The sequence below is a fragment of the Enterobacter sp. WPR_3_1 genome, from assembly GCF_003635055.1.
GTDB classification, from domain to species: Bacteria; Pseudomonadota; Gammaproteobacteria; order Enterobacterales; family Enterobacteriaceae; genus Enterobacter; species Enterobacter ludwigii.
In genome coordinates this window covers 1-26,267 of record NZ_RBXU01000005.1, presented here as the reverse complement: position 1 = coordinate 26,267, position 26,267 = coordinate 1, and the positions used below count along the sequence as shown (strand labels likewise).

46 protein-coding genes and 1 pseudogene are annotated in these 26,267 nt (G+C 50.7%); 40 read left to right on the top strand and 7 right to left on the bottom strand.

All coding sequences use genetic code 11. From position 1 onward, the window contains the following. The 3 genes and pseudogenes from tuf to bfr form a co-directional block, all read left to right on the top strand. Positions 1–141, top strand: a pseudogene (gene tuf / locus BJ887_RS01765) (elongation factor Tu); the annotation flags it as partial. 179 nt (positions 142–320) lie between these two features. Next, the gene (gene bfd / locus BJ887_RS01760; RefSeq protein WP_008503493.1) at positions 321–515 is read left to right on the top strand and encodes a bacterioferritin-associated ferredoxin; all 195 of its coding nucleotides are present in this window, start codon (positions 321–323) and stop codon (positions 513–515) included. 72 nt (positions 516–587) lie between these two features. Beyond that, complete coding sequence (gene bfr, locus BJ887_RS01755) at positions 588–1,064, top strand: bacterioferritin (protein WP_014171902.1); 477 nt, start codon at positions 588–590, stop codon at positions 1,062–1,064. Here bfr and BJ887_RS01750 read toward each other — a convergent pair. Further along, positions 1,048–1,521: an A24 family peptidase gene (locus BJ887_RS01750; RefSeq protein WP_121339117.1), complete on the bottom strand. Its 474-nt coding sequence runs from the start codon at positions 1,519–1,521 to the stop codon at positions 1,048–1,050. The two genes, bfr and BJ887_RS01750, sit on opposite strands and share 17 nt — an antisense overlap. A 379-nt stretch (positions 1,522–1,900) precedes the next feature. On the opposite strand from BJ887_RS01750, the gene rpsJ reads away from it, so the two are divergent. The 31 genes from rpsJ to BJ887_RS01595 all read left to right on the top strand — a co-directional run bounded on the left by rpsJ (position 1,901) and on the right by BJ887_RS01595 (position 16,730). Then, positions 1,901–2,212 carry a 30S ribosomal protein S10 gene (gene rpsJ / locus BJ887_RS01745; protein ID WP_001181005.1) on the top strand — a complete coding sequence of 104 codons (312 nt, stop codon included), beginning with the start codon at positions 1,901–1,903 and terminating at the stop codon, positions 2,210–2,212. Between the two features lie 32 nt (positions 2,213–2,244). Beyond that, positions 2,245–2,874: a 50S ribosomal protein L3 gene (gene rplC, locus BJ887_RS01740; RefSeq protein ID WP_006178923.1), complete on the top strand. Its 630-nt coding sequence runs from the start codon at positions 2,245–2,247 to the stop codon at positions 2,872–2,874. A gap of 10 nt (positions 2,875–2,884) precedes the next feature. Continuing rightward, positions 2,885–3,490 (top strand): 50S ribosomal protein L4, encoded by a 606-nt coding sequence (rplD, locus tag BJ887_RS01735; RefSeq protein WP_000424395.1) that lies wholly within the window; start codon positions 2,885–2,887, stop codon positions 3,488–3,490. Continuing rightward, on the top strand, positions 3,487–3,789 hold the full coding sequence (rplW, locus tag BJ887_RS01730) for a 50S ribosomal protein L23 (protein ID WP_000617546.1): 303 nt from the start codon (positions 3,487–3,489) through the stop codon (positions 3,787–3,789). Before rplD ends, rplW begins: the two co-directional genes overlap by 4 nt. Positions 3,790–3,806: 17 nt before the next feature. After that, complete coding sequence (gene rplB, locus BJ887_RS01725) at positions 3,807–4,628, top strand: 50S ribosomal protein L2 (protein WP_000301859.1); 822 nt, start codon at positions 3,807–3,809, stop codon at positions 4,626–4,628. Between the two features lie 16 nt (positions 4,629–4,644). Beyond that, entirely contained in the window at positions 4,645–4,923 is a 279-nt protein-coding gene (gene rpsS / locus BJ887_RS01720; RefSeq protein WP_001138117.1) for a 30S ribosomal protein S19, read from the top strand. A 14-nt stretch (positions 4,924–4,937) separates the two neighbouring features. Further along, positions 4,938–5,270: a 50S ribosomal protein L22 gene (gene rplV, locus BJ887_RS01715; protein ID WP_002919773.1), complete on the top strand. Its 333-nt coding sequence runs from the start codon at positions 4,938–4,940 to the stop codon at positions 5,268–5,270. 17 nt (positions 5,271–5,287) lie between these two features. Continuing rightward, positions 5,288–5,989, top strand: a complete 702-nt coding sequence (gene rpsC, locus BJ887_RS01710; RefSeq protein WP_000529945.1) for a 30S ribosomal protein S3 — start codon at positions 5,288–5,290, stop codon at positions 5,987–5,989. A 12-nt stretch (positions 5,990–6,001) separates the two neighbouring features. Further along, positions 6,002–6,412, top strand: a complete 411-nt coding sequence (rplP, locus tag BJ887_RS01705) for a 50S ribosomal protein L16 (RefSeq protein WP_002919759.1) — start codon at positions 6,002–6,004, stop codon at positions 6,410–6,412. After that, positions 6,412–6,603: a 50S ribosomal protein L29 gene (gene rpmC, locus BJ887_RS01700; protein WP_003863282.1), complete on the top strand. Its 192-nt coding sequence runs from the start codon at positions 6,412–6,414 to the stop codon at positions 6,601–6,603. Before rplP ends, rpmC begins: the two co-directional genes overlap by 1 nt. Further along, on the top strand, positions 6,603–6,857 hold the full coding sequence (gene rpsQ / locus BJ887_RS01695) for a 30S ribosomal protein S17 (protein WP_008503489.1): 255 nt from the start codon (positions 6,603–6,605) through the stop codon (positions 6,855–6,857). Before rpmC ends, rpsQ begins: the two co-directional genes overlap by 1 nt. 166 nt (positions 6,858–7,023) lie before the next feature. Further along, positions 7,024–7,395 carry a 50S ribosomal protein L14 gene (gene rplN / locus BJ887_RS01690; protein WP_002919748.1) on the top strand — a complete coding sequence of 124 codons (372 nt, stop codon included), beginning with the start codon at positions 7,024–7,026 and terminating at the stop codon, positions 7,393–7,395. 10 nt (positions 7,396–7,405) lie between these two features. Continuing rightward, complete coding sequence (rplX, locus tag BJ887_RS01685) at positions 7,406–7,720, top strand: 50S ribosomal protein L24 (protein WP_000729185.1); 315 nt, start codon at positions 7,406–7,408, stop codon at positions 7,718–7,720. A 14-nt stretch (positions 7,721–7,734) separates the two neighbouring features. Continuing rightward, positions 7,735–8,274 (top strand): 50S ribosomal protein L5, encoded by a 540-nt coding sequence (gene rplE / locus BJ887_RS01680; RefSeq protein WP_001096206.1) that lies wholly within the window; start codon positions 7,735–7,737, stop codon positions 8,272–8,274. A 14-nt stretch (positions 8,275–8,288) separates the two neighbouring features. Next, on the top strand, positions 8,289–8,594 hold the full coding sequence (rpsN, locus tag BJ887_RS01675) for a 30S ribosomal protein S14 (RefSeq protein WP_003863291.1): 306 nt from the start codon (positions 8,289–8,291) through the stop codon (positions 8,592–8,594). A 30-nt stretch (positions 8,595–8,624) separates the two neighbouring features. Beyond that, the gene (rpsH, locus tag BJ887_RS01670; RefSeq protein ID WP_006178918.1) at positions 8,625–9,017 is read left to right on the top strand and encodes a 30S ribosomal protein S8; all 393 of its coding nucleotides are present in this window, start codon (positions 8,625–8,627) and stop codon (positions 9,015–9,017) included. 12 nt (positions 9,018–9,029) lie between these two features. Beyond that, positions 9,030–9,563 (top strand): 50S ribosomal protein L6, encoded by a 534-nt coding sequence (gene rplF, locus BJ887_RS01665; protein ID WP_003863296.1) that lies wholly within the window; start codon positions 9,030–9,032, stop codon positions 9,561–9,563. Positions 9,564–9,572: 9 nt separating this feature from the next. Beyond that, positions 9,573–9,926: a 50S ribosomal protein L18 gene (gene rplR / locus BJ887_RS01660; RefSeq protein WP_013099023.1), complete on the top strand. Its 354-nt coding sequence runs from the start codon at positions 9,573–9,575 to the stop codon at positions 9,924–9,926. A 14-nt stretch (positions 9,927–9,940) separates the two neighbouring features. Continuing rightward, positions 9,941–10,441 (top strand): 30S ribosomal protein S5, encoded by a 501-nt coding sequence (rpsE, locus tag BJ887_RS01655; protein WP_003863299.1) that lies wholly within the window; start codon positions 9,941–9,943, stop codon positions 10,439–10,441. 6 nt (positions 10,442–10,447) lie between these two features. Continuing rightward, complete coding sequence (rpmD, locus tag BJ887_RS01650) at positions 10,448–10,627, top strand: 50S ribosomal protein L30 (protein WP_003863301.1); 180 nt, start codon at positions 10,448–10,450, stop codon at positions 10,625–10,627. A 3-nt stretch (positions 10,628–10,630) separates the two neighbouring features. Next, positions 10,631–11,065 (top strand): 50S ribosomal protein L15, encoded by a 435-nt coding sequence (gene rplO / locus BJ887_RS01645; protein WP_003863304.1) that lies wholly within the window; start codon positions 10,631–10,633, stop codon positions 11,063–11,065. 7 nt (positions 11,066–11,072) lie between these two features. Next, positions 11,073–12,404: a preprotein translocase subunit SecY gene (gene secY, locus BJ887_RS01640; protein ID WP_014171896.1), complete on the top strand. Its 1,332-nt coding sequence runs from the start codon at positions 11,073–11,075 to the stop codon at positions 12,402–12,404. Positions 12,405–12,435: 31 nt separating this feature from the next. Beyond that, a complete protein-coding gene (rpmJ, locus tag BJ887_RS01635; RefSeq protein ID WP_000868187.1) occupies positions 12,436–12,552 on the top strand; it encodes a 50S ribosomal protein L36 in 117 nt (38 codons plus the stop codon). Between the two features lie 146 nt (positions 12,553–12,698). Continuing rightward, positions 12,699–13,055 carry a 30S ribosomal protein S13 gene (gene rpsM / locus BJ887_RS01630; protein ID WP_003863308.1) on the top strand — a complete coding sequence of 119 codons (357 nt, stop codon included), beginning with the start codon at positions 12,699–12,701 and terminating at the stop codon, positions 13,053–13,055. Between the two features lie 16 nt (positions 13,056–13,071). After that, entirely contained in the window at positions 13,072–13,461 is a 390-nt protein-coding gene (gene rpsK / locus BJ887_RS01625; RefSeq protein ID WP_003863312.1) for a 30S ribosomal protein S11, read from the top strand. Positions 13,462–13,493: 32 nt separating this feature from the next. After that, on the top strand, positions 13,494–14,114 hold the full coding sequence (rpsD, locus tag BJ887_RS01620) for a 30S ribosomal protein S4 (RefSeq protein ID WP_004868345.1): 621 nt from the start codon (positions 13,494–13,496) through the stop codon (positions 14,112–14,114). A 25-nt stretch (positions 14,115–14,139) separates the two neighbouring features. After that, positions 14,140–15,129 carry a DNA-directed RNA polymerase subunit alpha gene (locus BJ887_RS01615; protein WP_002919219.1) on the top strand — a complete coding sequence of 330 codons (990 nt, stop codon included), beginning with the start codon at positions 14,140–14,142 and terminating at the stop codon, positions 15,127–15,129. A gap of 40 nt (positions 15,130–15,169) precedes the next feature. Next, a complete protein-coding gene (gene rplQ, locus BJ887_RS01610) occupies positions 15,170–15,556 on the top strand; it encodes a 50S ribosomal protein L17 (RefSeq protein ID WP_001216372.1) in 387 nt (128 codons plus the stop codon). A 107-nt stretch (positions 15,557–15,663) separates the two neighbouring features. After that, complete coding sequence (locus BJ887_RS01605) at positions 15,664–16,032, top strand: DUF1992 domain-containing protein (RefSeq protein ID WP_121339115.1); 369 nt, start codon at positions 15,664–15,666, stop codon at positions 16,030–16,032. Positions 16,033–16,034: 2 nt separating this feature from the next. Continuing rightward, the gene (gene zntR, locus BJ887_RS01600) at positions 16,035–16,457 is read left to right on the top strand and encodes a Zn(2+)-responsive transcriptional regulator (RefSeq protein WP_121339113.1); all 423 of its coding nucleotides are present in this window, start codon (positions 16,035–16,037) and stop codon (positions 16,455–16,457) included. 57 nt (positions 16,458–16,514) lie between these two features. After that, on the top strand, positions 16,515–16,730 hold the full coding sequence (locus BJ887_RS01595; protein WP_014171893.1) for an alternative ribosome-rescue factor A: 216 nt from the start codon (positions 16,515–16,517) through the stop codon (positions 16,728–16,730). Here BJ887_RS01595 and mscL read toward each other — a convergent pair whose 3' ends face one another. From mscL to def, 5 genes are all read right to left on the bottom strand, one after another. Further along, positions 16,731–17,144 carry a large-conductance mechanosensitive channel protein MscL gene (gene mscL, locus BJ887_RS01590; protein WP_014171892.1) on the bottom strand — a complete coding sequence of 138 codons (414 nt, stop codon included), beginning with the start codon at positions 17,142–17,144 and terminating at the stop codon, positions 16,731–16,733. Positions 17,145–17,290: 146 nt separating this feature from the next. After that, complete coding sequence (gene trkA, locus BJ887_RS01585; RefSeq protein WP_014171891.1) at positions 17,291–18,667, bottom strand: Trk system potassium transporter TrkA; 1,377 nt, start codon at positions 18,665–18,667, stop codon at positions 17,291–17,293. A gap of 22 nt (positions 18,668–18,689) precedes the next feature. Beyond that, positions 18,690–19,976: a 16S rRNA (cytosine(967)-C(5))-methyltransferase RsmB gene (gene rsmB / locus BJ887_RS01580; protein WP_121339111.1), complete on the bottom strand. Its 1,287-nt coding sequence runs from the start codon at positions 19,974–19,976 to the stop codon at positions 18,690–18,692. A 52-nt stretch (positions 19,977–20,028) separates the two neighbouring features. Further along, the gene (gene fmt / locus BJ887_RS01575; protein ID WP_121339109.1) at positions 20,029–20,976 is read right to left on the bottom strand and encodes a methionyl-tRNA formyltransferase; all 948 of its coding nucleotides are present in this window, start codon (positions 20,974–20,976) and stop codon (positions 20,029–20,031) included. Positions 20,977–21,001: 25 nt separating this feature from the next. Beyond that, positions 21,002–21,511 (bottom strand): peptide deformylase, encoded by a 510-nt coding sequence (gene def, locus BJ887_RS01570; RefSeq protein ID WP_008503479.1) that lies wholly within the window; start codon positions 21,509–21,511, stop codon positions 21,002–21,004. A 128-nt stretch (positions 21,512–21,639) separates the two neighbouring features. Here def and dprA point away from each other — a divergent pair, with 128 nt between their 5' ends. From dprA to BJ887_RS01540, 6 genes are read left to right on the top strand one after another with little or no spacing between them, the layout of a single operon-like run. Then, positions 21,640–22,764: a DNA-protecting protein DprA gene (gene dprA / locus BJ887_RS01565; RefSeq protein WP_063157245.1), complete on the top strand. Its 1,125-nt coding sequence runs from the start codon at positions 21,640–21,642 to the stop codon at positions 22,762–22,764. Further along, complete coding sequence (smg, locus tag BJ887_RS01560) at positions 22,736–23,209, top strand: DUF494 family protein Smg (RefSeq protein ID WP_014171887.1); 474 nt, start codon at positions 22,736–22,738, stop codon at positions 23,207–23,209. Before dprA ends, smg begins: the two co-directional genes overlap by 29 nt. A gap of 26 nt (positions 23,210–23,235) precedes the next feature. Further along, a complete protein-coding gene (locus tag BJ887_RS01555; RefSeq protein ID WP_014171886.1) occupies positions 23,236–23,793 on the top strand; it encodes a type I DNA topoisomerase in 558 nt (185 codons plus the stop codon). Then, entirely contained in the window at positions 23,783–24,355 is a 573-nt protein-coding gene (gene tsaC, locus BJ887_RS01550) for an L-threonylcarbamoyladenylate synthase type 1 TsaC (protein ID WP_121339107.1), read from the top strand. The genes BJ887_RS01555 and tsaC overlap by 11 nt, the downstream gene beginning before the upstream one ends. 4 nt (positions 24,356–24,359) lie before the next feature. Continuing rightward, positions 24,360–25,178: a shikimate dehydrogenase gene (aroE, locus tag BJ887_RS01545; protein ID WP_020882979.1), complete on the top strand. Its 819-nt coding sequence runs from the start codon at positions 24,360–24,362 to the stop codon at positions 25,176–25,178. Then, complete coding sequence (locus tag BJ887_RS01540; RefSeq protein ID WP_014171883.1) at positions 25,175–25,423, top strand: DUF1488 domain-containing protein; 249 nt, start codon at positions 25,175–25,177, stop codon at positions 25,421–25,423. Before aroE ends, BJ887_RS01540 begins: the two co-directional genes overlap by 4 nt. Here the strand turns inward: BJ887_RS01540 and BJ887_RS01535 are convergent. After that, positions 25,399–25,953, bottom strand: a complete 555-nt coding sequence (locus BJ887_RS01535; protein WP_073397841.1) for a gamma carbonic anhydrase family protein — start codon at positions 25,951–25,953, stop codon at positions 25,399–25,401. The two genes, BJ887_RS01540 and BJ887_RS01535, sit on opposite strands and share 25 nt — an antisense overlap. Positions 25,954–26,267: the final 314 nt, after the last annotated feature.

Below are 26,267 nucleotides of genomic sequence, written 5' to 3'. Positions count from 1 at the left end.
GAGATGGTAATGCCAGGCGACAACATCAAGATGGTTGTGACGCTGATCCACCCAATCGCGATGGACGACGGTCTGCGTTTCGCAATCCGTGAAGGCGGCCGTACCGTTGGCGCGGGCGTTGTTGCTAAAGTTCTGGGCTAATTACTTATCCCTGAATTAAAAAAGGACGCTTCGGCGTCCTTTTTTGTTTTCTGCCGTTATGTGTCTGTCACAAATTTTCGCATTTTTCGTCCTCTCCCGCCCCGTATACGGGTGTTTGTGCTATTGTAATCATAACCATTCTCACTTACACTTTGCGCATATTTTGAACGGGAGTCTTTATGTACGTTTGTTTATGTAATGGTGTAAGCGACAAAAAAATACGTCAGGCCGTTCGCCAGTTTCAGCCACAGTCCTTCCAGCAGCTTCGCAAATTTGTTCCAGTGGGAAATCAATGCGGTAAATGTGTACGTGCTGCACGTGAGATCATGCAGGACGAATTGATGCAGATCCCGGAATACAAAGAGATTGCGTAAGCGCCCATCTTTTTTTTGACATCCCTGTAGCCCGATCTACGCTTCAATGAGTGGAAGCGGAGGGACTATATAATGAAAGGTGATGTTAAAATCATAAGTTATCTCAATAAATTATTGGGAAATGAGCTTGTCGCGATCAATCAGTATTTTCTCCATGCGAGAATGTTCAAAAACTGGGGCCTGATGCGCCTCAACGATGTTGAATACCACGAATCCATCGATGAGATGAAACATGCCGATAAATACATCGAGCGTATTTTATTCCTTGAAGGCATTCCTAACCTGCAGGATCTCGGCAAACTCGGCATCGGTGAAGATGTTGAAGAGATGCTACGGTCCGACCTCAGGCTGGAGCTTGAAGGCGCAAAAGATCTCCGCGAAGCCATTGCCTATGCGGACAGTGTTCATGACTACGTCAGCCGCGATATGATGATCCAGATTCTGGCCGATGAAGAAGGGCACATTGACTGGCTTGAAACTGAGCTGGATCTCATCAGTAAAATTGGTTTGCAGAATTATCTTCAATCCCAGATTAAAGTGGCTGACTAAACAGCGTCTGCCAGCCAACGCTTAAACCCGCTGCCGCCAGAAATGGCCCAAAAGGCAGTGGGTTTTTTAATGCCTGTTTATCAGGAGCCGGTAAAGCGAGAATCAGCTGGTAAAGAAGCGCCAACAATGCGGCGGTTGACACCAGTGCGGGCAATATGTGCCAACCGTGCCACGCCCCCAGTGCCGAAAGATATTTCACATCGCCATAGCCCATCCCTTCACGTCCAGTCAGAAGCCGGTAGCCCCAGTAGATAATCGCAAAGCTCACATACCCTGCCATCGCGCCAGCCACTGCGTTCGAAAGAAAGTCAGGATGAAGGCAAAGCTGGAAGAGCAGGCCGGTCCATAAGAGGGGACAGAGGTATTTATCCGGGAGAAGGCCGGCACGAATATCTTCACGTACCAGTAAACCGGAGAGTGCGAAGTAAACGAGCAGAAAGGGGAGGGGAATCAGCATACGCAAAGCCTCAAAGATGTTTGGTGCATACTCTTCTCATGATGCAAGGCCAGCAACGTCCGTACACAGGAATTGCGTGAGGGGTTCATAAGAAGAGATGAAAGCAGACAGGTTGCTGCAAATAATGGAATGCCCTACGCATCGCATGTCTTTGGCGCTTAATTTCTAAACGGCACTTGCGTCTTGCTCAGATTTACGTATAATGCGCGGGCTTGTCGTAGTTGACGGCGGGTTCAATCTGAACCGGAGTAGCTAATTTTGTTACTCAACAATGCTCCCAATCGGGGAGCTACGTAAGAACGGTTACACTCTCCCATCAATCGTAATGGGTTTGAGGAGTAATCATTTTCGTTTATAAAATAATTGGAGCTCTGGTCTCATGCAGAACCAAAGAATCCGTATCCGCCTTAAAGCGTTTGATCATCGTCTGATCGATCAATCAACCGCGGAAATCGTCGAGACTGCTAAGCGCACTGGTGCGCAAGTCCGTGGTCCGATCCCGCTGCCGACCCGCAAAGAGCGCTTTACCGTTCTGATCTCTCCGCACGTTAACAAAGATGCGCGTGATCAGTACGAAATCCGCACTCACAAGCGTCTGGTTGACATCGTTGAGCCAACTGAGAAAACCGTTGATGCTCTGATGCGTCTGGATCTGGCTGCCGGTGTAGACGTGCAGATCAGCCTGGGTTAATCAGGTCATCGAGCGATTGAGAGGTTGAAACAATGATTGGTTTAGTCGGTAAAAAAGTGGGAATGACCCGCATCTTCACTGAAGATGGCGTTTCTATCCCAGTAACCGTAATCGAAGTTGAAGCAAACCGCGTTACTCAGGTTAAAGATCTGGCTAACGATGGCTACCGCGCTGTTCAGGTTACCACCGGTGCTAAAAAAGCTAACCGTGTAACCAAACCAGAAGCGGGTCACTTCGCTAAAGCTGGCGTTGAAGCTGGCCGTGGTCTGTGGGAATTCCGTCTTGCTGAAGGCGAAGAGTTCACCGTAGGTCAAGACATTAGCGTTGAGCTGTTTGCTGACGTTAAAAAAGTTGACGTAACCGGTACCTCTAAAGGTAAAGGTTTTGCTGGTACCGTTAAGCGCTGGAACTTCCGTACCCAGGACGCTACTCACGGTAACTCCTTGTCTCACCGCGTTCCGGGTTCTATCGGTCAGAACCAGACTCCGGGCAAAGTGTTCAAAGGCAAGAAAATGGCAGGTCAGCTGGGTAACGAACGTGTAACCGTTCAGAGCCTGGACGTAGTACGTGTTGACGCTGAGCGCAACCTGCTGCTGGTTAAGGGTGCTGTTCCGGGTGCTACCGGTAGCGACCTGATCGTTAAACCAGCTGTGAAGGCGTAAGGGGATAGCAATGGAATTAGTATTGAAAGACGCGCAGAGCGCGCTGACTGTTTCCGAAACTACCTTCGGTCGTGATTTCAACGAAGCGCTGGTTCACCAGGTTGTTGTTGCTTATGCAGCTGGTGCTCGTCAGGGTACTCGTGCTCAGAAGACTCGTGCTGAAGTAACTGGTTCTGGCAAAAAGCCATGGCGCCAGAAAGGTACCGGCCGTGCGCGTTCAGGTTCTATCAAGAGCCCGATCTGGCGTTCAGGTGGCGTGACCTTCGCTGCGCGTCCACAGGACCACAGTCAAAAAGTTAACAAAAAGATGTACCGCGGCGCGCTGAAAAGCATTCTGTCCGAACTGGTACGTCAGGATCGTCTGATCGTTGTCGAGAAGTTCTCTGTAGAAGCGCCTAAAACTAAGCTGCTGGCACAGAAACTGAAAGACATGGCTCTGGAAGATGTGCTGATCATCACCGGTGAGCTGGACGAGAACCTGTTCCTGGCCGCACGTAACCTGCACAAGGTTGACGTACGCGATGCGACTGGTATCGACCCGGTTAGCCTGATCGCCTTCGACAAAGTCGTAATGACTGCTGATGCTGTTAAGCAAGTTGAGGAGATGCTGGCATGATTCGTGAAGAACGTCTGCTGAAGGTGCTTCGCGCACCGCACGTTTCTGAAAAAGCGTCTACTGCGATGGAAAAAACAAACACCATCGTTCTCAAAGTTGCTAAAGACGCGACCAAAGCAGAGATCAAAGCTGCTGTGCAGAAACTGTTTGAAGTCGAAGTCGAAGTCGTTAACACCCTGGTTGTTAAAGGGAAAGTTAAACGTCACGGACAGCGTATCGGTCGTCGTAGCGACTGGAAAAAAGCTTACGTCACCCTTAAAGAAGGCCAGAACCTGGACTTCGTTGGCGGCGCTGAGTAAGTCGGAGGAGTAATACAATGGCAGTTGTTAAATGTAAACCGACATCTCCGGGTCGTCGCCACGTAGTTAAAGTGGTTAACCCTGAGCTGCACAAGGGCAAACCTTTTGCTCCGTTGCTGGAAAAAAACAGCAAATCCGGTGGTCGTAACAACAATGGCCGTATCACCACTCGTCACATCGGTGGTGGCCACAAGCAGGCTTATCGTATTGTTGACTTCAAACGCAACAAAGACGGTATCCCAGCAGTTGTTGAACGTCTTGAGTACGATCCGAACCGTTCCGCGAACATCGCGCTGGTTCTGTACAAAGACGGTGAACGCCGTTACATCCTGGCCCCTAAAGGCCTGAAAGCTGGCGACCAGATTCAGTCTGGCGTTGATGCTGCAATCAAAGCAGGCAACACCCTGCCGATGCGCAATATCCCGGTTGGTTCTACCGTTCATAACGTAGAAATGAAACCAGGTAAAGGCGGTCAGCTGGCGCGTTCCGCGGGTACTTACGTTCAGATCGTTGCTCGTGACGGTGCTTATGTCACCCTGCGTCTGCGTTCTGGTGAAATGCGTAAAGTCGAAGCAGATTGCCGCGCTACTCTGGGCGAAGTTGGCAATGCTGAGCATATGCTGCGCGTTCTGGGTAAAGCTGGTGCTGCACGCTGGCGTGGTGTTCGTCCTACCGTTCGCGGTACTGCGATGAACCCAGTAGACCACCCACATGGTGGTGGTGAAGGTCGTAACTTTGGTAAGCACCCGGTAACTCCGTGGGGCGTTCAGACCAAAGGTAAGAAGACCCGCAGCAACAAGCGTACTGATAAATTTATCGTACGTCGCCGTAGCAAATAATTTTAGAGGATAAGCCATGCCACGTTCTCTCAAGAAAGGTCCTTTTATTGACCTGCACTTGCTGAAGAAGGTAGAGAAAGCGGTGGAAAGCGGAGACAAGAAGCCCCTGCGCACTTGGTCCCGTCGTTCAACGATCTTTCCTAACATGATCGGTTTGACCATCGCTGTCCATAATGGTCGTCAGCACGTTCCAGTCTTTGTTACCGACGAAATGGTTGGTCACAAACTGGGTGAATTCGCACCGACTCGTACTTATCGCGGCCACGCTGCTGATAAAAAAGCGAAGAAGAAATAAGGTAGGAGGAAGAGATGGAAACTTTAGCTCAACATCGCCATGCTCGTTCTTCTGCTCAGAAGGTTCGCCTTGTTGCTGACCTGATTCGCGGTAAGAAAGTGTCGCAGGCCCTGGACATCCTGACCTATACCAACAAGAAAGCTGCGGTATTGGTCAAGAAAGTACTGGAATCTGCCATTGCTAACGCTGAACACAACGATGGCGCTGACATCGACGATCTGAAAGTCGCGAAAATTTTCGTAGATGAAGGCCCAAGCATGAAGCGCATTATGCCGCGTGCGAAAGGTCGTGCAGATCGCATCCTGAAGCGCACCAGCCACATTACTGTGGTTGTGTCCGATCGCTGAGACTCTGGAGACTAGCAATGGGTCAGAAAGTACATCCTAATGGTATTCGCCTGGGTATTGTAAAACCATGGAACTCTACCTGGTTTGCGAACACCAAAGAATTCGCTGACAACCTGGACAGCGATTTTAAAGTACGTCAGTACCTGACTAAGGAACTGGCTAAAGCGTCTGTATCTCGTATCGTTATCGAGCGTCCAGCTAAGAGCATTCGTGTAACCATTCACACTGCTCGTCCTGGCATCGTTATCGGTAAGAAAGGCGAAGACGTAGAAAAACTGCGCAAGGTCGTAGCGGATATCGCTGGCGTTCCTGCACAGATCAATATCGCTGAAGTTCGTAAGCCTGAACTGGACGCTAAATTGGTTGCTGATAGCATCACTTCACAGCTGGAACGTCGTGTTATGTTCCGTCGTGCTATGAAGCGTGCTGTACAGAACGCAATGCGTCTGGGCGCTAAGGGTATCAAAGTTGAAGTTAGCGGCCGTCTGGGCGGCGCGGAAATCGCACGTACCGAATGGTACCGCGAAGGTCGCGTACCGCTGCACACTCTGCGTGCTGACATCGACTACAACACCTCTGAAGCGCACACCACTTACGGTGTAATCGGCGTTAAGGTATGGATCTTCAAAGGTGAGATCCTGGGTGGTATGGCTGCTGTTGAACAACCGGAAAAACCGGCTGCTCAACCTAAAAAGCAGCAGCGTAAAGGCCGTAAATAAGGAGCGTCGCTGATGTTACAACCAAAGCGTACAAAATTCCGTAAAGTGCACAAAGGCCGCAACCGTGGTCTGGCGCAGGGTACGGATGTTAGCTTCGGCACTTTCGGTCTGAAAGCTGTTGGCCGTGGTCGTCTGACTGCACGTCAGATCGAAGCAGCACGTCGTGCAATGACCCGTGCAGTTAAGCGTCAAGGTAAGATCTGGATCCGTGTATTCCCGGACAAACCGATCACCGAGAAGCCGCTGGAAGTTCGTATGGGTAAAGGTAAAGGTAACGTGGAGTACTGGGTTGCCTTGATCCAACCGGGCAAAGTCCTTTATGAAATGGACGGCGTTCCGGAAGAGCTGGCCCGTGAAGCCTTCGGCCTGGCAGCAGCGAAACTGCCTATCAAAACCACCTTTGTAACTAAGACGGTGATGTAATGAAAGCAAAAGAGCTGCGTGAAAAAAGCGTTGAAGAGCTGAACGCTGAGCTGCTGAACCTGCTGCGTGAGCAGTTCAACCTGCGTATGCAGGCTGCAAGTGGCCAGCTGCAACAGACTCACCTGCTGAAGCAAGTGCGTCGCAATGTTGCGCGCGTTAAGACTTTACTGACTCAGAAGGCGGGTGCGTAATGACCGATAAAATCCGTACTCTGCAAGGTCGTGTTGTTAGCGACAAAATGGAGAAATCCATCGTTGTAGCTATCGAACGTATTGTGAAACACCCGATCTACGGTAAATTCATCAAACGTACGACCAAACTGCACGTACATGACGAGAACAACGAATGTGGTATCGGCGACAAGGTTGAAATCCGTGAATGCCGTCCACTGTCCAAGACTAAGTCCTGGACGCTGGTTCGCGTTGTAGAGAAAGCGGTTCTGTAATAGAGTACGCATTCTCAATACGAATAAACGGCTCAGCGATGAGCCGTTTATTTTTTCTACCCATATTGTAGAAGCGGTGTTATAATGCCGCGCCCTCGATATGGGGCTTTTTAACGGCTCTGATTTTAGAGTCTCAGGTAGTAGTTGACATTAGCGGAGCACTAAAATGATCCAAGAACAGACTATGCTGAACGTCGCCGACAACTCCGGTGCACGTCGCGTAATGTGTATCAAGGTTCTGGGTGGCTCGCACCGTCGCTACGCAGGCGTAGGCGACATCATCAAGATCACCATCAAAGAAGCAATTCCACGTGGTAAGGTCAAAAAAGGTGATGTGCTGAAAGCGGTAGTGGTGCGCACCAAGAAGGGTGTTCGTCGCCCTGACGGTTCTGTCATTCGCTTCGATGGTAATGCATGCGTTATTTTGAACAATAACAGTGAGCAGCCAATCGGCACGCGTATCTTTGGGCCGGTAACTCGTGAACTTCGTACTGAAAAGTTCATGAAAATTATCTCTCTGGCACCAGAAGTACTCTAAGGAGCGAATCATGGCAGCGAAAATCCGTCGTGATGACGAAGTTATCGTGTTAACCGGTAAAGATAAAGGTAAACGCGGTAAAGTAAAAAATGTCCTGTCTTCCGGCAAGGTCATTGTTGAAGGTATCAACCTGGTTAAGAAACATCAGAAGCCGGTTCCGGCCCTGAACCAACCAGGCGGCATCGTTGAAAAAGAAGCTGCTATTCAGGTTTCTAACGTTGCAATCTTCAATGCGGCAACCGGCAAGGCTGACCGTGTAGGCTTTAGATTCGAAGACGGGAAAAAAGTCCGTTTCTTCAAGTCTAACAGCGAAACTATCAAGTAATTTGGAGTAGTACGATGGCGAAACTGCATGATTACTACAAAGACGAAGTAGTTAACAAACTCATGACTGAGTTTAACTACAATTCTGTCATGCAAGTCCCTCGGGTCGAGAAGATCACCCTGAACATGGGTGTTGGTGAAGCGATCGCTGACAAGAAACTGCTGGATAACGCAGCAGCTGACCTGACAGCAATCTCCGGTCAAAAACCGCTGATCACCAAAGCACGCAAATCTGTTGCAGGCTTCAAAATCCGTCAGGGCTATCCGATCGGCTGTAAAGTAACTCTGCGTGGCGAACGCATGTGGGAGTTCTTTGAGCGCCTGATCACTATTGCTGTACCACGTATCCGTGACTTCCGTGGCTTGTCCGCTAAGTCTTTCGACGGTCGTGGTAACTACAGCATGGGTGTCCGTGAGCAGATCATCTTCCCAGAGATCGACTACGATAAAGTCGACCGCGTGCGTGGTTTGGATATTACCATTACCACTACTGCGAAATCTGATGAAGAAGGCCGTGCTCTGCTGGCTGCCTTTGACTTCCCGTTCCGCAAGTAAGGTAGGGTTACTGAATGGCTAAGCAATCAATGAAAGCACGCGAAGTAAAACGCGTAGCTTTAGCTGATAAATTCTTCGCTAAACGCGCTGAACTGAAAGCGATCATTTCTGATGTGAACGCTTCCGACGAAGATCGTTGGAATGCGGTTCTCAAGCTGCAGTCTCTGCCGCGTGATTCCAGCCCGTCTCGTCAGCGTAACCGCTGTCGTCAAACAGGTCGTCCACATGGTTATGTGGGCAAGTTTGGGTTGAGCCGTATCAAACTGCGTGAAGCCGCCATGCGCGGTGAAGTACCAGGCTTGAAAAAGGCTAGCTGGTAATTACCAATTGAATCACGGGAGTAAAGACAGATGAGCATGCAAGATCCGATCGCGGATATGCTGACCCGTATCCGTAACGGTCAGGCCGCGAACAAAGTTGCGGTCACCATGCCTTCCGCCAAGCTGAAAGTGGCAATTGCCAACGTGCTGAAGGAAGAAGGTTTTATCGAAGATTTTAAAGTTGAAGGCGACACCAAGCCGGAACTGGAACTTACTCTCAAGTATTTCCAGGGTAAAGCTGTTGTAGAAAGCATTCAGCGTGTCAGCCGCCCAGGTCTGCGCATCTATAAGAAAAAAGATGAGCTGCCTAAAGTTATGGCTGGTCTTGGTATCGCAGTTGTTTCTACCTCTAAAGGTGTTATGACTGATCGTGCAGCGCGCCAGGCTGGTCTTGGTGGCGAAATTATCTGCTACGTAGCCTAATCGGAGGAAAGAATGTCTCGTGTTGCTAAAGCACCGGTCGTTATTCCTGCCGGCGTTGATGTAAAAATCGACGGTCAGGTTATTACGATCAAAGGTAAAAACGGCGAGCTGACTCGTACCCTCAACAAAGCTGTTGAAGTTAAACATGCAGATAATGCTCTGACCTTCGGTCCACGTGATGGTTTCGTGGATGGATGGGCTCAGGCTGGTACCGCGCGTGCCCTGCTGAACTCAATGGTTGTTGGTGTTACCGAAGGCTTCACTAAAAAGCTTCAACTGGTTGGTGTAGGTTATCGTGCAGCTATCAAAGGGAATGCAGTAGGCCTGTCTCTGGGCTTCTCACACCCTGTTGAGCATCCGCTGCCGGCCGGTATCACTGCAGAATGTCCGACCCAGACTGAAATCGTGCTGAAAGGCGCTGATAAACAGCTGATCGGTCAGGTTGCAGCAGATCTGCGCGCCTACCGTCGTCCTGAGCCTTATAAAGGCAAGGGTGTTCGTTACGCCGACGAAGTCGTGCGTACCAAAGAGGCTAAGAAGAAGTAAGGTAACACTATGGATAAGAAATCTGCTCGTATCCGTCGTGCGACCCGCGCACGCCGCAAGCTCAAAGAGCTGGGTGCAACTCGCCTGGTGGTACATCGTACCCCGCGTCATATTTACGCACAGGTCATTGCACCAAACGGTTCTGAAGTTCTGGTAGCTGCTTCTACTGTAGAAAAAGCTATTGCAGAGCAATTGAAGTACACCGGTAACAAAGACGCCGCTGCAGCTGTAGGTAAAGCTGTTGCAGAACGCGCTCTGGAAAAAGGCATCAGCAATGTTTCCTTTGACCGTTCCGGGTTCCAATATCATGGTCGTGTCCAGGCACTGGCAGATGCTGCCCGTGAAGCTGGCCTTCAGTTCTAAGGTAGAGGTGTAAGATGGCTCACATCGAAAAACAGGCTGGCGAACTGCAGGAAAAGCTGATCGCGGTTAACCGCGTATCTAAAACCGTTAAAGGTGGTCGTATTTTCTCCTTCACAGCTCTGACTGTAGTTGGCGATGGTAACGGTCGCGTTGGTTTTGGTTACGGTAAAGCGCGTGAAGTTCCAGCAGCGATCCAGAAAGCGATGGAAAAAGCCCGTCGCAATATGATTAACGTCGCGCTGAACAACGGTACCCTGCAGCACCCAGTTAAAGGTGTTCACACGGGTTCTCGTGTATTCATGCAGCCAGCTTCAGAAGGTACCGGTATCATCGCCGGTGGTGCAATGCGCGCCGTTCTGGAAGTTGCTGGGGTTCATAACGTTCTGGCTAAAGCATACGGTTCCACCAACCCGATTAACGTGGTTCGTGCAACTATTGATGGCCTGGAAAATATGAATTCTCCAGAAATGGTCGCTGCCAAGCGTGGTAAATCCGTTGAAGAAATTCTGGGGTAATTGACCATGGCAAAGACTATTAAAATCACTCAAACCCGCAGTGCAATCGGTCGTCTGCCGAAACACAAGGCAACGCTGCTTGGCCTGGGTCTGCGTCGTATTGGTCATACCGTTGAGCGCGAGGATACTCCCGCTGTTCGTGGTATGGTCAACGCGGTTTACTTCATGGTTAAAGTTGAGGAGTAAGAGATGCGTTTAAATACTCTGTCTCCGGCCGAAGGCTCTAAAAAGGCGGGTAAACGCCTGGGTCGTGGTATCGGTTCTGGCCTCGGCAAAACCGGTGGTCGTGGTCACAAAGGTCAGAACTCTCGTTCTGGCGGTGGCGTACGTCGCGGTTTCGAGGGTGGCCAGATGCCACTGTACCGTCGTCTGCCGAAGTTCGGCTTCACTTCTCGCAAAGCAGCGATTACAGCGGAAATCCGTCTGTCTGACCTGGCGAAAGTTGAAGGCGGCGTTGTAGACCTGAACACGCTGAAAGCGGCAAACATTATCGGTATCCAGATCGAGTTCGCGAAAGTGATCCTGGCTGGTGAAGTTTCTACTCCGGTAACTGTTCGTGGCCTGCGTGTTACTAAAGGTGCTCGTGCTGCTATCGAAGCCGCTGGCGGTAAAATTGAGGAATAAGTAGCAGATGGCTAAGCAACCGGGATTAGATTTTCAAAGTGCCAAAGGTGGATTTGGCGAGCTGAAACGCAGACTGCTGTTTGTTATCGGCGCGCTGATTGTGTTCCGTGTTGGCTCTTTTATTCCGATCCCTGGTATCGATGCCGCTGTACTTGCCAAACTGCTTGAGCAACAGCGAGGCACCATCATTGAAATGTTTAACATGTTCTCTGGTGGTGCTCTCAGCCGTGCTTCTATCTTCGCTCTGGGTATCATGCCGTATATTTCGGCATCGATTATTATCCAGCTGCTGACGGTCGTTCATCCGGCCCTGGCAGAACTGAAGAAAGAAGGGGAGTCTGGACGTCGTAAGATAAGCCAGTACACCCGTTACGGCACTCTGGTGCTGGCAATATTCCAGTCGATCGGTATTGCTACCGGTCTGCCGAATATGCCTGGTATGCAGGGCCTGGTATTAAACCCAGGCTTTGCATTCTATTTCACCGCTGTTGTAAGTCTGGTCACAGGAACAATGTTCCTGATGTGGCTCGGCGAACAGATTACTGAGCGTGGTATCGGTAACGGTATCTCAATCATTATCTTCGCTGGTATTGTTGCGGGTCTCCCGCCAGCCATTGCCCACACTATCGAGCAAGCGCGTCAAGGCGACCTGCACTTCCTCCTGTTGCTGTTGGTTGCAGTATTAGTATTTGCAGTGACGTTCTTTGTTGTCTTCGTTGAACGTGGTCAACGCCGCATTGTGGTGAACTACGCTAAGCGTCAACAAGGTCGTCGTGTCTATGCTGCACAGAGCACACATTTACCGCTGAAAGTGAACATGGCGGGGGTTATCCCGGCTATCTTCGCTTCCAGTATTATTCTGTTCCCGGCAACCATCGCGTCATGGTTCGGGGGCGGTACTGGTTGGAACTGGCTGACAACAATTTCGCTGTATTTGCAGCCTGGGCAACCACTTTATGTGTTACTCTATGCGTCTGCGATCATCTTCTTCTGTTTCTTCTACACGGCGTTGGTTTTCAACCCGCGTGAAACAGCAGATAACCTGAAGAAGTCCGGTGCATTTGTACCAGGAATTCGTCCGGGAGAGCAAACGGCGAAGTATATCGATAAAGTAATGACTCGCCTGACTTTGGTTGGTGCGCTTTATATTACTTTTATCTGCCTGATCCCGGAGTTCATGCGTGATGCAATGAAGGTACCGTTCTACTTCGGTGGGACCTCACTGCTTATCGTTGTTGTCGTGATTATGGACTTTATGGCTCAAGTGCAAACTCTGATGATGTCCAGTCAGTATGAGTCTGCATTGAAGAAGGCGAACCTGAAAGGCTACGGCCGCTAAATGGTCGCCTGAGAAGTTACGGAGAGTAAAAATGAAAGTTCGTGCTTCCGTCAAGAAATTATGCCGTAACTGCAAAATCGTTAAGCGTGATGGTGTCATCCGTGTGATTTGCAGTGCCGAGCCGAAGCATAAACAGCGCCAAGGCTGATTATTTCGCATATTTTTCTTGCAAAGTTGGGTTGAGCTGGCTAGATTAGCCAGCCAATCTTTTGTATGTCTGTACGTTTCCATTTGAGTATCCTGAAAACGGGCTTTTCAGCATGGTGCGTACATATTAAATAGTAGGAGTGCATAGTGGCCCGTATAGCAGGCATTAACATTCCTGATCAGAAACATGCTGTGATCGCATTAACTTCGATCTATGGCGTCGGCAAGACCCGTTCCAAAGCCATTCTGGCTGCAGCGGGTATCGCTGAAGATGTTAAGATCAGTGAGCTGTCTGAAGAACAAATCGACACGCTGCGTGACGAAGTTGCCAAATTTGTCGTTGAAGGTGATCTGCGCCGTGAAATCAGCATGAGCATCAAGCGCCTGATGGATCTTGGTTGCTATCGCGGTTTGCGTCATCGTCGTGGTCTGCCAGTGCGCGGTCAGCGTACTAAGACCAACGCACGTACCCGTAAGGGTCCGCGCAAACCGATCAAGAAATAATCGGGGTGATTGAATAATGGCAAAGGCACCAGTTCGTGCACGTAAACGTGTAAGAAAACAAGTCTCTGACGGCGTGGCTCATATCCATGCTTCTTTCAACAACACCATCGTTACTATTACTGATCGTCAGGGTAACGCTTTGGGTTGGGCAACAGCCGGTGGTTCCGGTTTCCGTGGTTCTCGCAAATCCACTCCGTTTGCAGCTCAGGTTGCAGCAGAGCGTTGCGCAGAAGCCGTAAAAGAATACGGCATCAAGAATCTGGAAGTTATGGTTAAAGGTCCGGGTCCGGGTCGTGAATCTACTGTTCGCGCTCTGAACGCCGCTGGTTTCCGCATCACGAATATTACTGATGTGACTCCGATCCCTCATAACGGTTGTCGTCCGCCGAAAAAACGTCGCGTATAACGCTCGTTTTTTAGGTTAGTTGGAGATAGAAAATGGCAAGATATTTGGGTCCTAAGCTCAAGCTGAGCCGTCGTGAGGGCACCGACTTATTCCTTAAGTCTGGCGTTCGCGCGATCGATACCAAGTGTAAAATTGAACAAGCTCCTGGCCAGCACGGTGCGCGTAAACCGCGTCTGTCTGACTATGGTGTGCAGTTGCGTGAAAAGCAAAAAGTTCGCCGTATGTACGGTGTGCTGGAGCGTCAGTTCCGTAACTACTATAAAGAAGCAGCACGTCTGAAAGGCAACACAGGTGAAAACCTGCTGGCTCTGCTGGAAGGTCGTCTGGACAACGTTGTTTACCGTATGGGCTTCGGCGCGACTCGTGCTGAATCACGCCAGTTGGTTAGCCATAAAGCAATCATGGTAAACGGTCGTGTTGTTAACATCGCTTCTTATCAGGTTAAAGCGAATGACGTTGTTAGCATTCGTGAGAAAGCGAAAAAGCAATCTCGCGTGAAAGCCGCTCTGGAGCTGGCTGAGCAGCGTGAAAAGCCAACCTGGCTGGAAGTTGATGCTGGCAAGATGGAAGGTACGTTCAAGCGTCAGCCAGAACGTTCTGATCTGTCTGCGGACATTAACGAACACCTGATCGTCGAGCTTTACTCCAAGTAAAGCTTAGTACCAAAGAGAGGACACAATGCAGGGTTCTGTGACAGAGTTTCTAAAACCGCGCCTGGTAGATATCGAGCAAGTGAGTTCGACGCACGCCAAGGTGACCCTTGAGCCTTTAGAGCGTGGCTTTGGCCATACTCTGGGTAACGCACTGCGCCGTATTCTGCTCTCATCGATGCCGGGTTGCGCGGTGACCGAGGTTGAGATTGATGGTGTACTTCATGAGTACAGCACCAAAGAAGGCGTTCAGGAAGATATCCTTGAAATCCTGCTCAACCTGAAAGGGCTGGCGGTGAGAGTTCAGGGTAAAGATGAAGTTATTCTTACTCTGAATAAATCTGGCATTGGCCCTGTGACTGCAGCCGACATCACCCACGACGGTGATGTTGAAATCGTCAAGCCGCAGCACGTGATCTGCCACCTGACCGATGAGAACGCAGCGATTAGCATGCGTATCAAAGTTCAGCGCGGTCGTGGTTATGTGCCGGCTTCTGCCCGAATTCATTCGGAAGAAGATGAGCGCCCAATCGGCCGTCTGCTGGTCGACGCATGCTACAGCCCTGTAGAGCGTATTGCCTACAATGTTGAAGCAGCGCGTGTAGAACAGCGTACCGACCTGGACAAGCTGGTCATCGAAATGGAAACCAACGGCACAATCGATCCTGAAGAGGCGATTCGTCGTGCGGCAACCATCCTGGCAGAACAACTGGAAGCTTTCGTTGACTTACGTGATGTTCGTCAGCCGGAAGTGAAAGAAGAGAAACCAGAATTCGATCCGATCCTGCTGCGCCCTGTTGACGATCTCGAATTGACTGTCCGCTCTGCTAACTGCCTCAAGGCAGAAGCTATCCACTATATCGGTGATCTGGTACAGCGTACCGAGGTTGAGTTGCTGAAAACGCCGAACCTGGGTAAAAAATCTCTTACCGAGATTAAAGACGTGCTGGCTTCACGTGGTCTGTCTCTGGGCATGCGCCTGGAAAACTGGCCACCAGCAAGCATTGCTGACGAGTAACCGGATCACAGGTTAAGGTTTTACTGAGAAGGATAAGGTCATGCGCCATCGTAAGAGTGGTCGTCAACTGAACCGCAACAGCAGCCATCGCCAGGCTATGTTCCGCAACATGGCAGGTTCACTGGTTCGTCATGAAATCATCAAGACGACCCTGCCTAAAGCGAAAGAGCTGCGTCGCGTAGTTGAGCCGCTGATTACTCTTGCCAAGACTGACAGCGTTGCAAATCGTCGTCTGGCATTCGCCCGTACTCGTGATAACGAGATCGTGGCAAAACTGTTTAACGAACTGGGTCCGCGTTTCGCGAGCCGTGCCGGTGGTTACACTCGTATTCTGAAGTGTGGCTTCCGTGCAGGCGACAACGCTCCGATGGCTTACATCGAGCTGGTTGATCGTTCAGAATCTAAAGCAGAAGCTGCTGCAGAGTAATCTGTAGTAACGTAAAAAAACCCGCTTCGGCGGGTTTTTTTATATCCGCTGAATCCCCACTTCTCTACAATATCTGTATCTTTTCTGTTCATCTTCTGGAGTTATTCATGTGGTTGCTCGACCAGTGGGCAGAACGCCATATCAGCGATGCTCAGCGAAAAGGCGAATTTGATAACCTTGCGGGACGCGGCGAGCCGTTAGTGCTTGATGATGATTCGCATGTTGCCCCTGAATTACGGGCTGGATATCGCTTACTCAAAAATGCCGGTTGTTTACCACCGGAACTGGAGCAGCGTAAAGAGGCCATGCAACTGGCTGACCTGCTGAAAGGGATTCGCAAGGATGATCCCAGCCACCGTGAAATTAGCCGTCGACTGGCTCTCATCGAACTCAAAATGCGTCAGGCTGGAATGAGCACAGACTTTTTGCACGGTGAGTTCAGTGACAGGCTAATGCAGAAAATAAATGAGGAATAACCATGTACCGTATCGGTGAACTTGCCAGGCTTGCTAACGTAACGCCGGACACTATCCGCTATTACGAAAAGCAGCAGATGATTGATCACGAGGTTCGTACTGAAGGTGGATTTCGACTCTATACCGATCATGACCTGCAGCGCTTACGGTTTATCCGCTACGCTCGCCAGCTTGGTTTCACGCTGGACTCGATCCGCGAGTTACTTTCGATCCGCATCGATCCTGAACACCATACTTGCCAGGAGTCGAAGAGCATCGTACAGGCAAGGCTTGATGAAGTTGAAGCGCGTATACAGGAACTGCAGAGCATGCAGCGTTCTCTGCAACGGTTGAATGACGCCTGCTGCGGTACAGCTCATAGCAGTATTTATTGTTCAATTCTTGAAGCCCTTGAACAGGGGGCCAGTGGAACCCAGGGCTGTTGATTTTTACTTCATCCGGGACTAGACTCCCGTCGACATACACCATGCTCAGGAGAAATTATGAGCCGCTATCAGCATACGAAAGGGCAAATTCAGGACAATGCCATTGAGGCACTGCTCCACGACCCGCTTTTCAGGCAGCGTATTGAGAAGAATAAAAAAGGAAAAGGGAGTTATTTACGAAAAGGGAAACATGCAAAACGGGGTAACTGGGAGGCCAGTGGCAAGCAAGCGAATCGCTTTTTTACCACTGGCCTTCCTTTTTTCAACGTCTGATTAAGAGCGGTTATTTTGCTCTTTCAACAGATCGCGAATTTCAGTCAATAACACTTCTTCTTTTGTCGGAGCAGGCGGCGCAGCCGGTTCTTCAGCCTTTTTACGGTTAAGCTTATTGATAAGCTTGATAGCCATAAAAATGGCGAACGCCACGATCACGAAATCAAATATGTTCTGAATGAAAACGCCATAATGCATAACAACGGCAGGGACATCACCCTGTGCATCCCGAAGCGTCACGGCAAACTGTTTAAAATCAATGCCCCCGATTAACAGTCCGAGGGGAGGCATAATAATGTCGGCTACCAATGATGAAACGATCTTACCGAACGCTGCACCGATAATGACACCCACTGCCAGATCCACCACATTCCCGCGCATCGCAAATTCGCGAAATTCTTTAACTAAACTCATTTTCTTCTCCTTGAGCCAACTGACGATTATAAGTTTAACAAATGATTAGTTAATTTCCATTGGGGATAATTAATCGTTATGAAAAATAAAAGGCATGGGAATAAGAGGGTTAATAATCAGGTGCCCTTTTATAAGCACCTGATTGATTACAGGAAGAATGGACTTGGCTGGAATAAACGTTCGACGTCGGTAATAAATTTTTTATCGGTAAGGAACATAATGACGTGGTCGCCTTGCTCGATACGTAAATTATCATTCGCAATCATCACGTCGTTTCCACGCACCACGGCACCAATAATTGTTCCCGGTGGCAGTTTAATTTCATCGATAGCGCGGCCCACAACGCGTGATGTGGTTTCATCACCATGAGCAACGGCCTCAATGGCTTCAGCCACACCGCGGCGAAGGGAGGATACGCCAACAATATCCGCTTTACGAACATGGCTCAGCAGGGCAGAAATGGTTGCTTGCTGCGGTGATATCGCGATATCAATAACGCTTCCCTGCACCAGGTCAACATAGGCGCGGCGTTGAATAAGCACCATGACCTTTTTTGCCCCCATACGTTTGGCGAGCATGGCGGACATAATGTTCGCCTCGTCGTCGTTAGTGACAGCAATAAACAGATCAACTTGATCAATATGCTCTTCTGCCAGCAGCTCTTGATCAGAGGCATCGCCATAAAACACGATGGTGTTTTGCAGCTTTTCAGCCAGCTCAGCCGCGCGCTGTTGATCGCGCTCGATCAACTTCACGCTGTAGTCTTTTTCCAGCCGGTGCGCCAGTCCCGCGCCGATATTACCACCGCCAACGAGCATAATGCGTTTATACGGTTTTTCGAGACGCTGCAGTTCGCTCATTACCGCGCGAATATGCTGAGATGCCGCGATGAAGAAGACTTCATCACCTGCCTCGACTATGGTTGAACCCTGTGGGCGAATTGGCCTGTCATGGCGGAAAATGGCTGCAACGCGGGTATCAATATGCGGCATATGCTCACGCATGGTGGAGAGCGCATTACCGATCAATGGGCCGCCGTAATAGGCCTTAACGACCGCCAGGCTCACTTTACCTTCGGCGAAGTTCACCACCTGCAGCGCACCAGGATATTCGATCAGGCGGTAGATATTGTCGATAACCAGCTGTTCTGGAGCGATAAGATGGTCGATAGGGACCGCTTCGGAATTAAACAGCTTCTCTGCATCCCGGACATAGTCCGGGGAGCGGATGCGCGCGATCCGGTTCGGCGTGTTGAACAGCGAATAGGCCACCTGACATGCCACCATGTTGGTTTCGTCAGAACTGGTCACCGCAACCAGCATGTCAGCATCGTCGGCGCCCGCTTCACGCAGGACACGCGGGTGCGAGCCATGACCTTGCACGACGCGAAGGTCAAATTTGTCCTGTAAAACACGCAGCCGATCGCCATTGGTATCGACAATCGTGATGTCATTATTTTCGCCAACAAGGTTTTCAGCCAGCGTCCCACCAACCTGTCCGGCGCCCAGAATGATTATCTTCATATCTCGTGACCTGTTCTCAACATCACTCTTTGATTAGCTTAGCGTAAAAGAAGCCATCACCTTCTTCAGCGGCCGGCAGATTCTGCAGGCCTGGGCGTTCAGGCGTGCCCGTGTCGTGTAGCACTGCATCCGGGGTACGTTTAAGGAAGGCTGCAATCTGCTGGCTGTTTTCTTCCGGAAGGACCGAACAGGTCGCATAGACCAGTGTGCCTCCTGGCTTCAGGTGTGGCCAAATGGCATCAAGAATGTCGGATTGCAGTTGAGTCAGTTCCTTGATATCGCGATCGCGACGTAACCACTTAATATCCGGGTGGCGACGAATAACGCCGGTTGCCGAGCATGGCGCATCCAGCAAGATGCGATCGAATTGCGTTTCACCACACCATTCTGCGGGTTTGCGGCCATCGCCTTGCTTAACCTGCGCTTTCATTCCCAGGCGCTTAAGGTTGTCATAGACGCGTGAAAGACGCTGCTCATCGATATCCACGGCCATGACGTTTGCCTGAGGGGCCACTTCCAGAATATGCGTCGTCTTGCCGCCTGGTGCGGCGCAGAGATCGAGGATGTGCTCGCCGTTTTTAGGTTCCAGCCAGGCCATGCAGCCCTGCGCGGAAGCATCTTGTACGGTCACCCAGCCTTCATCAAAACCGGGTAAAGCATGTACCGGAGCTGGAGAGGCTAAACGTACAGCGTCAGGATATGCTTCATGTGTGAAGCCGCTCATTCCAGCCTCTTCCAGTAAAGCCAGCCAGGCGTCGCGCGTATGGTGATTACGGTTGACGCGTAACCACATCGGCGGACGCTGATTATTCGCGTCGGCAATTGCCTGCCACTGCTCTTGCCAGGCTTTTTTAAGGCGATTCAGGAGCCAGTCAGGATGCAGATAACGTGCTTCACTTTGCCTGAACTCAGCCAGAAGTTCTTCCTGCTGTCGCTGGAACTGGCGCAGAACGCCATTAATCAACCCTTTCAGCATAGGACGTTTAATCACAACGGCACCTTCCACTGTCTCAGCCAGTGCGGCATGAGGCGGGATACGCGTGTGAAGAAGCTGATAGAAGCCAACCATAATCAAATAATGCACGGTGCGCTGCTTGCCGGTCATTGGACGTGACATCAGCTTATTAACCAGCCACTCAAGCTGAGAAAGCGTGCGCAGGACGCCAAAACAGAGCTCCTGAAGCAGGGCTTTGTCTTTGTCGGACACTTTTTGCTGCAAAGCTGGCAGGATATTGCTCAATGACTGGCCCTGCTCGACAACCTGCTCAACGGCCTGAGCCGCCATACTGCGTAAATTTTGTTTTTTCATAACCGTAAAAATAAAAATGCCCGGAAACACCGGGCGCTAAAATTAAATGAGGTCAGGCAAGGCGATTGCCCGGGATAAACCATCCGCGACGAGAATTTAACAAATCCTGTGCGCTCATCGCCTTCTTACCCGCAGGTTGTAGCGATTCCAGATTCAGGATCCCTTGTGCGGTAGCTACCTGAATACCGTTCTTGCTGGCGTCGATAATCGTACCGGGCTCAGCCGTTGTGTGACCGTCAATAAGGGAGGCTTTCCAGACTTTCACCGGCTGCTCGTCGATAACCATCCAGCTCATCGGCCATGGATTAAAGGCGCGAATGCAGCGTTCAAGTTGAGCCGCTGACAGAGACCAGTCAATCCGGGCTTCTTCTTTACTCAGTTTTTCAGCGTAAGTGACCAGCGCTTCATCCTGAACTTCAGGTTTCGCCGTATTATTCGCAATCTGCTGGAGGGTTTCAATCAGCCCTTGCGGGCCAAGCTCTGCCAGCTTGTCATACAGGGTGGCACTGGTATCCTCGGCCGTAATAGGGCAGGCCAGTTTATAAAGCATGTCACCGGTGTCTAAACCTACATCCATCTTCATGATTGTGACGCCTGTTTCAGCATCACCCGCCCATAAAGAGCGCTGAATAGGTGCTGCCCCGCGCCAGCGTGGAAGCAGAGAACCATGCACGTTAATGCAACCCAGGCGAGGCATATCAAGCACAGCTTTTGGCAGAATTAAACCGTAAGCCACCACCACCATTACATCGGCATTCAGGTCAGCGACAAGCTGCTGGTTTTCCTGAGGGCGCAAGGATGCTGGCTGGAAAACAGGTAACCCATGCTCTTCTGCCAGCACCTTAACAGGACCTGGCATCAGTTTTTTACCACGGCCAGCCGGGCGATCCGGTTGGGTAAATACGCCAACAACCTGGTGGCCAGAAGATAACAGCGCGTCAAGATGACGCGCTGCAAAATCAGGGGTTCCCGCGAAGATAATACGTAGTGATTTAGACACGATGATCCTTGTATCCGGAGGGACGTTATGCGCGAGAACGCAAACGATCCAGTTTCTCTACTTTCTGACGAATTCGTTGCTGCTTCAGCGGCGAGAGGTAATCGATAAACAGTTTACCGACCAGATGATCCATCTCATGCTGAATACAGATCGCCAGCAGGTCGTCAGCTTCCAGTTCGAACGGATTGCCGTCACGATCCAGGGCGCGAATTTTCACTTTCTCGGCACGCGGCACTAAAGCACGCTGTTCCGGAATAGACAGACAACCTTCCTCAATACCTGTTTCGCCACTCTTCTCGAGCAGCTCAGGATTGATTAACACCAGGCGGCCATCGCGATTTTCAGATACGTCGATCACGATGATACGCTTGTGAATGTCGACCTGAGTGGCCGCAAGACCAATACCTTCTTCGGCGTACATGGTATCGAACATATCATCAACGATACGCTGAATTTCTGCATTCACTTCTTTTACCGGTTCAGCGACGATGCGAAGGCGCTCGTCCGGAATATGTAACACTTGCAAAACTGCCATAAATTTCCAGAGTCGTGTTCAGGAGTTGATAAGAATATTATCTCCTATTCTAGACAAAACCCCCATCGATTGACAGCATCAGTGACCAATCGCAATGATTGCGGAGGCCGCTTATGGCAGGGGAAAGGATGACGTCGACTGAGTTATGGCTACGGTTAATACACACCGGTTCTCTTTATGGCGATGTGATGCTGGAAGCGGCAGCACGATTGCACAACCAGACAACCATTGATGGTCCTGTTGTCAGAGACGCCGGTCTGTCTGTCAAACAGGCTGCACGGTTCTTTGCGCTCAGAGAAAGTGAGCTGGAAAGTAGCCTGCTATGGCTTGAGCTGCCGGGTAACTATCTGATCACGGCGGATCACCCCCTTTATCCCCCCTTACTCCGGACGATCCCGGATTATCCAGGCGCAGTCTTTGTTAAAGGCAACCCTAATGTACTGAATGCAGTTCAACTGGCGGTTGTTGGCAGCCGTGCGCCGTCATGGTACGGCGAGCGATGGGGAAAAATTCTCTGTGAACAGCTTTCTCAAAGTGGTTTAACGATCACCAGCGGGCTGGCCTGCGGTATTGACGGTGTCGCCCACAACGCTGCGCTATCGGCAAAAGGGCGTAGCGTTGCGGTGCTGGGTAACGGTCTCTTTAGTATTTATCCTCGTCGGCATCAGGCGCTGGCTGCGCGGCTTATCGATTCTGGTGGCGCGATAGTGTCTGAGTTTCCGCTATCAGCGCAGCCCCGGCCGGGACACTTTCCCCGGCGTAATCGAATTATCAGCGGGCTAAGTCAGGGGGTGTTCGTGGTTGAAGCAGCGGTACGCAGCGGTTCGCTTGTTACCGCACGGTGCGCGCTTGAGCAGGGGCGAGACGTGTTTGCCTTACCCGGCCCAATTGGTAACCCGGGATGCGAAGGGCCGCACTGGCTGATAAAGCAGGGTGCAACACCGGTAACGGAAGTCAGGGACATTCTTGAAAATTTGCAATATGGATTGCAATGGCTGCAGGAAGATCCCGAAAAGCGACATTATTCATCAGATCAGGGAAAGGTGGCATTGCCATTTCCCAAGCTCCTGGCTAACGTAGGAGATGAGGTAACACCTGTTGACGTTGTCGCTGAACGTGCCGGCCAACCTGTGCCAGTTACGGTAGCACAGCTACTCGAACTGGAGTTAGCAGGATGGATCGCAGCTGTACCCGGCGGCTATGTCCGATTAAGGAGGGCAAGCCATGTTCGACGTACTGATGTATTTGTTTGAGACTTACATCCATAACGAAGCAGAAATGCGAGTGGATCAGGACAAATTGACACAGGATCTTACCGATGCGGGGTTTGAGCGGGAAGATATCTATAATGCGTTGATGTGGCTGGAAAAACTGGCTGATTATCAGGAAGGCCTCGCCGAACCGATGCAGTTAGCTTCTGACCCATTGTCTGTGCGCATCTACACAGCTGAAGAGTGTGAAAGGCTGGACGCGAGCTGCCGGGGATTCATTTTATTCCTTGAGCAGATTCAGGTGCTAAACCTCGAAACGAGAGAGATGGTGATAGAGCGCGTTATGGCGCTGGATACGGCAGACTTCGAACTGGAAGACCTCAAGTGGGTCATCCTGATGGTTCTGTTTAATATTCCAGGCTGTGAAAATGCCTATCAGCAAATGGAAGAATTACTCTTTGAAGTGAATGAAGGTATGCTGCATTAATTCAATGTGCAGCACCAAGAGTTGTTATGGCCAAATCAGCACTATTCACGGTGCATAAAAATGAGCCCTGCCCGCAGTGCGGGGCTGAACTTGTTATTCGGTCCGGGAAACACGGCCCGTTTCTCGGTTGTTCCCACTATCCGGAATGTGATTATGTCCGTCCCCTGAAAAGCCAGGCGGATGGACATATCGTCAAAATTCTGGAGGGACAGCTTTGCCCTCTTTGCGGCGGCGAGTTAGCGCTACGTCAGGGCCGTTTCGGCATGTTTATTGGCTGTAGCCACTATCCTGAATGTGAACATACAGAACAAATTGATAAACCTGATGAAACGGCTATTGCCTGTCCTCAATGCCAGCGTGGACAGCTCGTGCAGCGCCGTTCTCGTTTTGGTAAGACCTTTCATTCCTGCGATCGCTATCCTGAATGTCAGTTTGTTATCAATTTCAAACCGGTAGCGGGTGTCTGCTCTCATTGCAATTATCCGCTACTTATAGAGAAAAAAACGGCGCAAGGTTTGAAACGCTTCTGCGCCAGTAAACAATGTGGAAAGCCGGTTCCGGCGGATCAAAACAGTGAAGAATAACCTGCCATCAGGCTCTATTGCTCATGCGGTGGATGTCCTGAAAAATGAAGAAGTCATCGCCTATCCAACTGAAGCTGTTTTTGGGGTCGGTTGCGATCCTGACAGCGAAACGGCCGTTGGCCGACTGCTCACACTTAAACAGAGGCCAGTCGAAAAAGGGCTTATTTTAATCGCTGCTAACTATGAGCAGCTTAAGCCTTATATCGATGATTCCATGCTAACGCCGGAGCAGCGGGAGACTATTTTCTCAGCATGGCCCGGCCCCGTGACCTTTGTTTTCCCGGCGAAGCCGACAACGCCGCGCTGGTTGACCGGGCGCTTTGATTCCCTCGCCGTGCGCGTGACGGACCATCCGCTGGTGGTCGATCTTTGCCTGGCCTTTGGAAAACCACTGGTCTCAACCAGCGCGAATCTGACCGGGCAGCCACCTTGCCGCACAACCGACGAAGTAAGGGCGCAGTTTGGGAATGATTTCCCGGTTGCCGTCGGTGAGACGGGAGGGCGCCTCAATCCGTCTGAAATCCGCGACGCCTTGACTGGCGAACGTTTTCGCCAGGGGTAATCCAATGGAAACCTATGCTGTTTTTGGTAATCCGATAGCGCACAGCAAGTCACCGTTAATCCATCAACTGTTTGCCGAGCAACTGCAAATAAATCATCCCTATGGCCGCGTGCTGGCACCTGTTGATGCATTTATTCCTGCGCTGGAGGGTTTCTTCAACGCGGGCGGCAAAGGTGCGAATGTAACGGTACCGTTTAAAGAGGAAGCCTTCGAACGTGCGGATGAACTCACCGAGCGTGCTTCCCTTGCGGGTGCAGTGAATACCTTAAAACGGCTTGAAGATGGACGCCTGCTGGGAGACAACACTGACGGAATTGGGTTACTGAGCGATCTGGAAAGGCTCTCGTTTATTAAGCCTGGTTTCAGGGTTCTGCTGATTGGTGCGGGTGGAGCGTCGCGGGGAGTATTGCTGCCTCTGCTGTCACTGGATTGCGCGGTGACCATTACAAACAGGACCTTCTCGCGGGCAGAAGCGCTGGCTACGTTGTTCGCACATACCGGCAGCGTGAGCGCGGTCGCCCTGGATGAACTTGCCGATCGTGAGTTTGATCTGATCATCAACGCCACCTCCAGCGGTATCGGTGGTGACGTGCCGGCGATCCCTGCTTCGCTGGTAAGTGCCCATATTTACTTCTACGACATGTTCTATCAGAAAGGGAAGACACCTTTTTTGAGCTGGTGTGAACAGCACGGCGGAAAACACGTAGCCGATGGGCTGGGAATGCTGGTGGGACAGGCGGCACACGCGGTGCTGCTCTGGCACGGTGTATTGCCTTCGGTCGAACCGGTCATTGAAAAGCTGAAAAGGGAGCTCAGGGCGTGAATCAGGCAATTCATTTTCCGGACAGGGAAAGCTGGGACGAGAGTAAACAGGCGGTCTGTTTCCCGGTGCTGGTGCATGGAATGCAACTTACCTGTGCCATTCGTGGGGAAACGCTGTTGCGTCGCTTTGGTGGTTCAGACCCGTTAGAGGTGTTTTGTGAAAATCGCTGGGATCTTGAAGAGGAAGCCAGCGATTTAATCCGCGATCAGCAGGAAGACGATCAGGGGTGGGTCTGGGTATCCTGACTCAGATAGTCATTCTTCCATTTAACGTAGTTATTCGCTGAGTATTTTAATCCTTCGATCTCTGCCTCCTTCAGGGGGCGGATCTGTTTTACCGGGCTTCCCAAATAGAGATAGCCGCTCTCCAGTCTTTTGTTCTGGGGAACAAGGCTGCCTGCGCCAATCATCACGTCATCTTCTACAATGACGCCATCCAGCAAAATCGACCCCATGCCAACAAGAACCCGATTACCAATAGTGCAGCCGTGAAGCATCACTTTATGGCCGACGGTGACATCTTCTCCAATGCTGAGTGGATTGCCCTCGGGGTTATAGGAGGATTTGTGGGTTACGTGCAGAACGCTACCGTCCTGAATATTGGTGCGTGCACCAATGGCCACATGGTTTACATCCCCCCGAATGGCGACGAGCGGCCAGATACTGACGTCATCGGCCATTCGAACATCGCCGATGACCACGCTGCTGGCATCGATCATCACGCGATCGCCTTTTTGGGGGAGAAGATCTTTATAAGGACGTAATACTGCGGACATATCTACCTCGAACGATGAGCACTATATAGAAGACTTGATCATATTAATGGATCGAGGCAAGGCAAAAAGCGTCAATATTTAAGCATATTGGGTGGGATTTCAGCGAAAAGCGCGGAAAATCGACAGTTGGAAAAAAAGATCCAAAAAGTACTTGTGCTAAAAATTGGGATCCCTATAATGCGCCTCCATCGACACGGCGGATGTGAATCACTTCACAGTTAACCCGGTCGGTTGAAGAGAAAAAATCCTGAACTTCAGGGTTGACTCTGAAAGAGGAAAGCGTAATATACGCCACCTCGCGACGGTGAGCTGTA